The sequence below is a fragment of the Runella sp. genome (genome assembly GCF_027484545.1).
In the GTDB taxonomy this organism is placed as follows: Bacteria; Bacteroidota; Bacteroidia; order Cytophagales; family Spirosomataceae; genus Runella.
On the sequence record NZ_JAIXST010000214.1, the window covers coordinates 1 to 9,712 of the forward strand.

General features: G+C 44.0%; 9 protein-coding genes and 1 tRNA gene. 1 reads left to right on the forward strand and 9 read right to left on the reverse strand.

Going from position 1 to position 9,712, the window contains the following annotated elements; genetic code table 11:
• Nucleotides 1–56: 56 nt before the first annotated feature.
• The 9 genes from Q0081_RS19990 to Q0081_RS20030 all read right to left on the reverse strand — a co-directional run bounded on the left by Q0081_RS19990 (nucleotide 57) and on the right by Q0081_RS20030 (nucleotide 9,387).
• Entirely contained in the window at nucleotides 57–290 is a 234-nt protein-coding gene (locus Q0081_RS19990) for a hypothetical protein (protein ID WP_298357485.1), read from the reverse strand.
• Between the two features lie 96 nt (nucleotides 291–386).
• Nucleotides 387–836, reverse strand: coding sequence for a helix-turn-helix domain-containing protein (locus Q0081_RS19995; protein ID WP_298357488.1), 450 nt, complete (start codon nucleotides 834–836; stop codon nucleotides 387–389).
• 62 nt (nucleotides 837–898) lie between these two features.
• Nucleotides 899–1,249 (reverse strand): hypothetical protein, encoded by a 351-nt coding sequence (locus Q0081_RS20000; RefSeq protein WP_298357491.1) that lies wholly within the window; start codon nucleotides 1,247–1,249, stop codon nucleotides 899–901.
• Between the two features lie 97 nt (nucleotides 1,250–1,346).
• Nucleotides 1,347–2,357 (reverse strand): N-acyl homoserine lactonase family protein, encoded by a 1,011-nt coding sequence (locus Q0081_RS20005; protein WP_298357494.1) that lies wholly within the window; start codon nucleotides 2,355–2,357, stop codon nucleotides 1,347–1,349.
• Nucleotides 2,358–2,435: 78 nt separating this feature from the next.
• Nucleotides 2,436–3,014, reverse strand: coding sequence for a Crp/Fnr family transcriptional regulator (locus tag Q0081_RS20010; protein WP_298357497.1), 579 nt, complete (start codon nucleotides 3,012–3,014; stop codon nucleotides 2,436–2,438).
• 59 nt (nucleotides 3,015–3,073) lie between these two features.
• Entirely contained in the window at nucleotides 3,074–5,395 is a 2,322-nt protein-coding gene (locus Q0081_RS20015; RefSeq protein WP_298357500.1) for a TonB-dependent receptor, read from the reverse strand.
• A gap of 89 nt (nucleotides 5,396–5,484) precedes the next feature.
• Nucleotides 5,485–6,177, reverse strand: a complete 693-nt coding sequence (locus Q0081_RS20020; protein WP_298357503.1) for an HAD family hydrolase — start codon at nucleotides 6,175–6,177, stop codon at nucleotides 5,485–5,487.
• Nucleotides 6,178–6,286: 109 nt separating this feature from the next.
• The gene (locus Q0081_RS20025) at nucleotides 6,287–8,446 is read right to left on the reverse strand and encodes a DUF5916 domain-containing protein (protein WP_298357506.1); all 2,160 of its coding nucleotides are present in this window, start codon (nucleotides 8,444–8,446) and stop codon (nucleotides 6,287–6,289) included.
• Between the two features lie 86 nt (nucleotides 8,447–8,532).
• Complete coding sequence (locus Q0081_RS20030) at nucleotides 8,533–9,387, reverse strand: fumarylacetoacetate hydrolase family protein (protein ID WP_298357509.1); 855 nt, start codon at nucleotides 9,385–9,387, stop codon at nucleotides 8,533–8,535.
• A 251-nt stretch (nucleotides 9,388–9,638) separates the two neighbouring features.
• Between Q0081_RS20030 and Q0081_RS20035 the strand changes: the two genes are divergently transcribed.
• Nucleotides 9,639–9,711: transfer RNA gene (locus Q0081_RS20035), tRNA-Lys, on the forward strand.
• The last annotated feature ends 1 nt before the right edge of the window (nucleotide 9,712 follow it).

Here is a 9,712-nt window from a genome sequence, read left to right on the forward strand (position 1 = left end):
GGCACTTCGTCAAATATTTTTTTCCATTCCATCCTCAAAAATACAACCAACAACAATTATATGGCTATTTTTGACCTATGCCCTAAATTAAGATTATTAGGTGCGTTCAACCTGTTGTTCAAAGAAGTTTTTGCGTTTTGATAGGCTAAAAACTTAGATAAGCCATTGTTGGAATAGGCAATGGTAGCGTACAGATTAGGGACAAAACCAAGGGCTTTTTGGAGGTTATCAAAAATGGCTTGGTGGTTTTCAGAAACTTGATCTTTGGTGGGTACTGTGAAAGTTGACATCGTCGTGTTTGTTTAAAAATGAGTGATACATTGACGATGCAAAGGTGCGGCAATTACGAAGGCTGAAAAATGGTTCTTTTTCCCGACTTGTTGTGATTATTTCCCTACGTTGCCGGTTTCTTTCCTGTTTTTGAAATCGGTGGGGGAAATACCCATTTGTTTTTTGAAAAAACTGCTGAAATAGGCCGCATCTTCAAAACCCAATTCGTACGCAATTTCCTTCGCCGATTTGTCGGTGTAATAAAACAGGCGTTTGGCCTCCATCACGATACGTTCATGGATAAGCTGTTGCGGTGTTTTGGTGCCGTAAATCGCAAAGTAATTGGATAGTGTTTTGGGTGATTTATTCAGTTTCTCCGCGTAAAAAGCGACTTGATGCTGCGTTTTATAATGGTGCTCAACCAAAATATTGTATTCTCGAATGATGTCAAACCGAGCGTCAGGAAGTTCTGTCTCCTTGAACTGCTGTTGCTTCGCCAAACGTGTGATGATGATAATGAGTCGTTTGAGTAGCATCAGCAGCATTTCGGATTGAATGTTGTCCACCGTTTCAAATTCATCAATGAAAATTTGAATCAGGAGCCCAATTTTATGTTGATGAGTGGCATCTAACGGTAAAAAAAAGTTCGATTCCAGCCATAAAACAAAAAACCGACGCAACTGACTTCCTGGTCATGGTCAATAATGCAATAGAATTCCCGATTGAACTGCCAAGCAACAATTTGCTCCGGTTTTTCAAATTGAAAAGATTGATTGACAACCAAAGGCAAAATGCTGTTGGCAGGAAAGGGGTAGGTGACTTCATCCACCACTGCATTCTGTGCTTCTCCGCGGTTATAGGCAATCGTCAGGTACTTGTCAGCGTGATCTTTACCGAAGAACTGACGGTTTAATTGTTTGTTGTCAATGCTGAGAGACAGATTGGCACCCATTTGGGTACCGGAAAAACGGTAAACCATTGCAATACTGCTTTTTTGAATAACAGAAAATCCCCTTAAAATGGTTGCAGCTGATTTTCCCGGGTTTTGCAGAGGATATCAATCGGACGAGCCTTTTTTACACTAAAAAAAGGCTGTTTTTGAGGCGATTTCCCGCATCTTCATCGTGGGTGGGCAGGTAAATAGTTTTGCGATTGGTGGCATATTTGACTAAATTGTTGTACGTTTCTTTTGATTTTGTATAATCTGCATTTACCCCTGCCAATTCACCATGTAAGACCTGAGCTTGATTATAGGACGTGTCTCCCGCAAAAATGATGTCGAAGTTATCGGTTTTGAAAACAATGGAACTATGCCCAAGCGTATGACCGGGAGTAGGTATATAAAGCAAATCTTCCGAGGAAGTTATAGGATAAGCTTTTTGGAAAACCTCTATTCGGTCGGGAAGATAGTTGACTTTATTGGGCCTGAACCAAGAAGGATATGTGCTTGACATGTTGGCATTGGGATGATTGTATTCATAATCGCCCACGATTATTTCCTGCTTTGGGAAAAACTTGAGCCCGTCGGTATGGTCTAAGTGAGTCAATGCTACCAATCTTACATCTTCCAACTTTAGATTGATCTCATCAAATCGGTAATTTAATTCCTCTTTTTCTTCCATCCTGAACTTGGCTGCGTGCTTAAACTGGTATCGGAGAAAACCGCCTTCCTTGGCTAAATACCGATCCAAATCTTTAATGGCTGAGATTTCGCCCGTATCTATTACAACAATCCCTTCGGGATGTTCGATTACCCATACCCAAATCGGCAAATAATCCGTATAATGTTTATCCAAAAGGATATTTAATTTAGCCAGTTCACCTACTCCTTTCTTTGTTCGGAAGTTTCGTTTGACGGCTACCGTACCGGTACATAAAGCATGTACTTTTACCTCCTTTCCTTTCAGTTTTACGACAGTCGTTACATTTTGATAATCGGGAATAGGGCCCATAGCTGTTGAATTTTTGGAGTTTAATAAATACCGGTCTTCCGTTGATGCGGCAACCGAGTTGGTGAGTGAATTGACCCCGACCATGCTGAGAGCGGTCAGTTTTGCAGTTTTGTTAAGAAAGGTTCTTCGTTCCATTTTGAGTATAATTGATGGAACAAAAGTAGAGGGGGCCTGCCCTGCAAAACGATAACAAAAGATAAGAAAGAAGGAGAGCTATTTTTTCATAACCCGATTTCGGATACGGCTCAAAGAGACAGGAGTGATTCCCAAAAAAGTAGCAATTTGGTGTTGAGGAATCCTGTTGAGCAGGTCGGGCCTGTGGGTAAGTAAATTCAGGTATCTCTCTTCCGGACTGTCTAAAATGTAGGATGTAAACAACTGATGTAATTCGACAAAGCGTTCTTCTAAAACTTTTCTGACAAATTCATTCATTTTAGGGAATTCAATAAATAGGTCCTGCAAGTCTTTGAAAGAAATGGTAAGCACCTGACATTCTTCAATGACCTCAATAGAGTGCCGACTTGGTTTTTGAGAAATAAAGCTATCATAGGCTCCTGCAAACATTCCTTCGGTAAAAAAGAAGGCCGAAATATCTTCTCCATCTTTTTCATAAAAAAGGCGCATACAGCCACTGAGGATAAAATAGACTTCTTTAGCCGTCTTTCCAGCACTCAAAAGATTAGTTTTCTTTTTGAAGTTTTCGGCTTTAAATCGTTGCAGGACAATTTCCAGTTCTTTATCAGAAAAGCCGGTTACCTCTTTAATTCCGATGAGAATATCACTGTTTGCCATGTATGCAATGAATAGGAATGCAAGTTACTTTTTTCGTCCTAAACACACCCGGATTTTGCCTAAAACTCCAATCGCCAGTTCAAAATAGGCACTAAGCCCAATTGTGTGTCAAATTGGAGACTTTTGGTGGCGGAGTCGTAAAAAGGCTGGTAAAGATTGGTGCGATTGAAGAGGTTTTGGATGTCGATGGAGACAGTTGAGGTGGTTCGGCGGCGGTTTTTGGTAAAACTGATTCGGGTATCAAATCGAAAATAATTCGGCAGTTGCTCTTCGTATGAGCGCTCATAGATACGCACTGTCGTGTTGCGTTTTTTGGATTGCGCCAAATCTATCGGCACATACCGGTTACCGCCTGCCCACAAGCTACGTACATTGACGGCCAATGTATTGGTTTTATTTCGGCTCATTTTCCATTCTTTTCCCAGCAAGATATTTTGGACGAATTTTCCATTAAACCGACTGTTTCGCTCCACCCCGTCGCGGGCGGTGTATTTGGCTTGGTAAAATGAGGTCGTTAATATAAAATAGAACCCTTTGGTCAAAAATTTCTCAATGGTAAAATCCAAGCCATAATTGCGCCCTGTACCATCGCTCACGAGCGAGTCGGTGGTGTAGCCATTCATCAGATTGAGTAGGGATTCTGTGCGCCAAACGGCGCTTTTGGTGTTGATAGTGCCAATCGGAACGTCGTAATGACGCTGATAATACGCCTCTGCCTGTAAGCGCCAATCGTCGCGCGGTCGAAATTCATAGCCCAACACAAAGTGAGCGGACTTAAGCAAGGCCAGATTTTTATTGGCAAAACTGATGGTGCCTTCTTTGCCTTTTACTTCTGCAAAATAAGTCGAAAGCGCCTCGGTACGACTGTGAATTCCGAAGCCCGCACTCAGCGCGTGACGAGGAGCAAGCGTCCATCGCAACCCACCGCGCGGTTCCAGAGAAGATTGTTGATTTAAGGCCAACAGCGTAGCATGGAAACCCGCATTGAGCGTCAAAACGGGAGAAATTCGGTATTTCCATTGGCTATAGGCTTGTAACAAATAGGTGTCGCCCTGTTGATTGAGCGTTGTGCTGACCTTGGTGCCGTCGGTGGTACGATTCAATAACTGAAAGCGTAAGTTACTCACGATGATACCCGTTCGCAGGGAATGTTGGGCGTTGAATTTGTGATTGAATTGAAGGGATAATCGGTACGCCTGATTGGTAAAATTTTCTTCCCGAATGTACACCTGTTGCAGTCGGGAGGCATCGTAGGTTTGGCGGTTGGCTGCCCAACTCAGGGTGGCATCGACGAATGATTTTTCGGAAATAAAATGAGTGAAATTAAGTCCCGCCACCGCACGGTCGGAATGAAAAGCGTCGTTTTGCGTGGTGCGGTGCCGAATCTGACGACTTAGACCACCCATTCCCCACAACGAAACAACACTTCGTTGGGTTACGGGAAAAAACAATTTGAATGCCCCATCCTGAAAATCCGGGGCGGCATCTCCAATGATTTGTATTCCCGCTTTTTTGAGCATTTCGAGGGTGGAGTAGCGGTAATTGACCAAATAAGAGGCTTTGCTTTTGGCAGAAAAAGGCCCTTCGGCGGCAATATCTGCTCCCAAAACGCCCACCTGAAGCGCATATTCGCGTTTTTCATGGTTGCCTTTTCGGAGTTTTAAATCAAACACGCCCGAGGTCGCGTTGCCGTATTCGGCGGGAAAAGCACCCGTAAAGAAGTCAGAATTGCCCAGCATGTTCACACTCAACGCGCTGATGCCGCCACCCGTGGAGCCTTCTTCGGCAAAGTGATTGGGATTGGGGATTTCGACGCCTTCCATGCGCCACAGTACTCCTTTGGGACTGTTGCCCCGGATAATAAGTGCGTTGCTTTGTTCGCTGTTGCCCGCTACGCCTGCGTACGTAAGCGCCATGCGGGCAGGGTCGTTGATAGCGGCTGCGTAACGCTTGACCTGTTCAACCGAAAATGACCGCGCCGACACTGTTGCCATGTCGTTGAGTGCTGTTCCGTTTTGGGCAGAAGCTTTGACTGTGACCGCGTCCAATTGTTGCAGCGATTCGGCCAGGCGAATGGTCAGGTCAATCTCTTTTCCCGTACCTACCACCAATTCCTGCACCAACCCGTTTTCATAGCCCAGAAACGTAATTTTAAGGGTATGTCGACCAACGGGAATATCTAAGATTTTGAAGAAACCGTTTGCGTCACTTTGACCACCTTTGATGGGTTGAACAGAAGTGACAATGATACTTGCCCCTGCCAACGGTTGCCGCGATTCGGCATCAATTACTTGCCCTTTAATGGTTTGGGTAAGTGTTTGTGCAAAGGTGGCAGTAGAAGTAAAAAGATTGAAAACGATAAAAGAAATGAATAAACGCATTGGCATTTTTTTGTCCCTTCTCCTAAAAGGAGTAAGGGGTAGGGGATGAGGTTACTCCCAAAAGTAAGAAAGCAATTTGTTAACGTCTACTATTCAGGCAGTAAATGGGCTAAAACCTCCTTAATTTTCTCAAAATCTCTGAAGTTTTCGTGCTCAATATGGTGCTCAATGGTTTCATAGGCCCAAGTGGTATGAAAAGGGATATGAACACCATGACCGCCAATGGCCAATACGGGCAACACATCGGATTTGAGAGAATTGCCTACCATCAAAAATTCACTCGGCTGAATGTCAAGGTGTTTAATCAATTTTTGATAATCGGCTTCCCGCTTTTCACTCATGATTTCAATGTGGTGAAAGTAATGTTCCAAACCCGATTTACGAAGCTTCCGTTCTTGGTCGAGCAAATCCCCTTTGGTAGCTACCACCAGTCGATAATGCCCTGATAATGATTGTAAAACGTGCTCCACATCGTCCAGTAATTCGATGGGTTTTTCGAGCATTTCTTTACCCAGCTCAATGATTTTTTCGATAACCGTTACCCCAATTGTATTGTCAGAAATGCGCAAAGCCGTTTCGACCATGCTCAAAATGAAGCTTTTCACGCCGTAGCCGTACAGCGGCATGTTTTGAATTTGAGTTCTGAAAACTTCCTGTGATATGCTGTGATGAGGGAGATAATCTTCCAGTAAAGCGCAGAATTTTTGTTCAGTTTCCAGAAAAAAGGGTTCATTGACCCAAAGGGTATCGTCAGCGTCAAATGCAATTACTTTAATGCTCATCGGTAAAATACCTGTTATCCGTTAATAGTTAACTGTTATTCGTTGTTATTATCGTTGCTTAAAATAACGTGCATGGTTCGTCACTCGTCATTCCCCAATTCGTCATTCTCTAAACGTTCCACCAATACGTCAATTTCAGGACAATTGCCCGGCTTTTTACCATGAGGTTTTCGGGTAAATAGTTGTCAGTGTAGACGATAAACAGGTCAGAAGCAGGCTGATATCGCCATTGCAGACGAGTGTTCAGGTTGATGTTTTTTGCCTGACTGTTGTATTGCACAAATGTGGTCCAGAAAAGACTGTTGGTAAAAGTAACATCCACGCGCGGTCCAACGAGCCATAACTCGACGGGCGTTTGCAAGTAAGGAACTTTGATGTAGTTGTAGTCAACCGAAAACTTGGTAGCTACATAAGGCTGGAAACGATAGCCGAGGGTGGTTTTCAGATTGAGCCGGCTTCCATTGGCGTAAAAGCCTCCGTAACGCGTGCTGAATGCGTACGTAAATCGAGCACGGGGGCTAGAGGTAAAATCGGTACCCCACGATTTCCAGTGGTGATTGGTGCCCGCGGCGAGCTTTTCACGGCCCGTGTTGGTGGGGTCAAAAGGAGCCAACAGCTGAACATAGTTTGTGGTTGCCCAAATCATACCGACGGCGCGACTGCGAAAGTTGAAATTATAGGCTAAAAACGTTTCGTTGTCGGTCAGGTGGTTTGACTTATTCCAAAAAAAGGTGCTTTGGAGTAACGGGCCGTGACTGATGAGTTTGGTTGAATTGACAAAAAACAAATAACCAACGTTGGGCACGGCCATTTGGTAACCTCTGCGGGCGGCATTGGGCACATAACCTACTTCTGCATTGTAATTTTCGCCCACAAACTCGTGACGAAGCTGCCAAAAGAACTTGGCTCGGTTGAAATTAAGAAGGCTTGAGATAGCTACATCGTTTCCTGAAAGGTGCGGGCTAAACGATTTAAGCACCGTCGCTTTGCCTGTCCAGATGTTGTTGGCAGAAGCCAGGTTAAATTCTGCGCCAATATTGCGGTTGTATTGATTCGTGGATTTGTTGATTTGTGCATCGTACCCTAACGACTCTTTATTGACCATCAGAATTCCGACGTTGGAACGGGCAAAAACTTTGCGTTGTAAAGCAACGACCGCAAAGTTTTGGGCAGGCAAATCGCCTTGACTTTGCGTTTGGGTGTCCAGTACCCCAATTCGCCAATTTTTATCCAATTTGCCACTCAGACGCGCACCGAATAAAATCGGAACGCCCAACCCGATGCGTCGTGAGAAGAAAGGACGCAGGGTCGTAAAACCAAAACTGGCAAATAAGTCAGCATTCTCTAAAAAAAACTGCCGGCGTTCGGGGAAAAACAATTCAAAACGGTCCAAATTGGTTTGCTGCACATCCACCTCTACCTGAGAGAAATCGGGATTGACGGTCAAATCAAGGTTCATGGATGAATTCAGGGCGATTTTTGCATCCCCTCCAATGGCCGGTTTCCATTCGGCCGATTTACCAGTGGTATAATTTTTCGATACATTCGTAAGCGCGTACGGAATCAATGAAACATTTTTACCCGCGGGTGGTAAAGGCTTATCCCAGATTAATACCCCCGCATAGCCCAAATTAGCCGATTGAAACTGACGCGGAACGGGTGCCCAAGCTGATTTTTCATTGGTCGTAATGTCCAACCGACTTCCGTTGATACCCCAACGCAAATTATCAGGTCGATAACGAATGGTTTTGAAGGGAATGACGGCTTCCCACACCCAACGGTCTTCGTAGTTTTTGGTGACACAATGCCATTTGTTATCCCAATTGAGATTGATAATCGTCCCATCCGATTCCTGCCCATCCCAATATGCCCCTGCCGCACTTGCGCCAAACGAAAAACCATTCGTTAAGTCCTCGAAAGTGTCAAGAACCACAAAAAAGTTGTCATTTGCCCCAAAACTAAAATCCCGTTTCAACGATTCGACCACTAATGAGCCCTTAACGGCTTTGTAATTGACGGCAATGATATACAAATTGTTTTTGTCGTAACATAAACGCATTTCTGTTTTGTTACGCGCCAAGCTCGTATCCATGGGCGTAATCATGAAGTAGTCTTTGGCTACTTCGGTCGTTTGCCAGGCGGGGTCGTTTTCGAGACCGTCTATTTTGATGGTTCCTTTGGCTTCAAAAATGTGATATTGAAAAGCTTCGTTTTTTTTCTGGGCAAAAACAGTTACCCCACACAGTAAAAACCACAGGAAAAGGCGCATTGGTTGACAATTGATTGATAAAATGGAACAGGAATAGTAAGCGGTCAGATGTAACACCTGACCGCCTGGTAAAAGAGAATTTTGACTTATTGATAAGCTACAGCTACTTGCCGTTGAATACCGAGATGGTCGATGCCGAGTTCAATTACATCACCCGGTTTCAGATAACGCGGTGGTTTGAAGCCAAGTCCTACGCCAAAAGGAGTTCCGGTCGAGATAACATCTCCTGGTAGAAGTGTCATGAATTGGCTCAGATAACTCACCAATTTGGGGATTTTGAACACCATATCATCCGTATTCGAATCCTGCAATAGTTCATTGTTTACTTTAAGCCAAAGTCGTAAGTTGTGTGGGTCGCTGATTTCATCTTTTGTTGCCATAAAAGGCCCCAAAGGAGCAAAGGTGTCGCTACTTTTTCCTTTTACCCACTGACCGCTGCGTTCCAATTGAAATTCACGTTCTGAATAATCATTGTGCAAAATATATCCCGCTACGTAATCCATGGCATCCACTTCGTCGACGTAGCTTGCCTTTTTCCCAATTACAAATGCCAATTCCACTTCCCAATCAGTTTTGACTGAATTGCGGGGAATGATTACATTATCATAAGGGCCGCAGAGTGCTGTGGTAGATTTGAAGAAAATAACGGGCTCGGGTGGTACCTGTGCGCCTGATTCGGCCGCGTGTTTTGCGTAGTTAAGGCCAATGCACACAATTTTGGAAGGGCGTGCCACGCAGGAACCCACGCGAACACTATCGGATACGTCAGGGCAGGTTTCGGCGTGAGTTATGAGCCAGTCTGCCAGACGGGTCAAGCCATCATTTGCAAAAAAGGCTTCATTAAAATCTTCTCCAAAGGTCGAGACGTCAATTTTACGGCCATTGGGTAAAAGGATACCCGGTTTTTCCTGTTCGAAGCTACCAAAGCGAAAAAGTTTCATTCGTGAGGTGGAATTTAGTGATTAACTGCTGTTTGTTATGGTAAAGTAATAAGCGTTTGAGGGTCGAAATCTAATGAAAGTTGAGGTCGGTTGAAAAAAATATACAATTTTTATTTACGTAAATGCCTCATTTTCGGGGAGTTTTCTAAGAAAAATAATATTTTTTAAAATAGGGCTTGCGTCATATTCTTAATAACCGTACTTTTGCACCACAATTTCTGAACGGCCTAACGGCAAAGACGAAAAAGTAAGATTCCGTAGCTCAGCTGGTAGAGCAATACACTTTTAATGTATGGGTCCTGGGTTCGAATCCCAGCGGGATCAC

Bases quoted from the DNA above. Each gene is read 5' to 3' on its own strand.
- Q0081_RS20030 (WP_298357509.1), bottom strand. From the start codon at position 9,387: ATGAAACTTTTTCGCTTTGGTAGCTTCGAACAGGAAAAACCGGGTATC.
- Q0081_RS20020 (WP_298357503.1), bottom strand. From the start codon at position 6,177: ATGAGCATTAAAGTAATTGCATTTGACGCTGACGATACCCTTTGGGTC.
- Q0081_RS19990 (WP_298357485.1), bottom strand. From the start codon at position 290: ATGTCAACTTTCACAGTACCCACCAAAGATCAAGTTTCTGAAAACCAC.
- Q0081_RS20010 (WP_298357497.1), bottom strand. From the start codon at position 3,014: ATGGCAAACAGTGATATTCTCATCGGAATTAAAGAGGTAACCGGCTTT.
- Q0081_RS20005 (WP_298357494.1), bottom strand. From the start codon at position 2,357: ATGGAACGAAGAACCTTTCTTAACAAAACTGCAAAACTGACCGCTCTC.
- Q0081_RS20025 (WP_298357506.1), bottom strand. From the start codon at position 8,446: ATGCGCCTTTTCCTGTGGTTTTTACTGTGTGGGGTAACTGTTTTTGCC.
- Q0081_RS20015 (WP_298357500.1), bottom strand. From the start codon at position 5,395: ATGCGTTTATTCATTTCTTTTATCGTTTTCAATCTTTTTACTTCTACT.
- Q0081_RS20000 (WP_298357491.1), bottom strand. From the start codon at position 1,249: ATGGTTTACCGTTTTTCCGGTACCCAAATGGGTGCCAATCTGTCTCTC.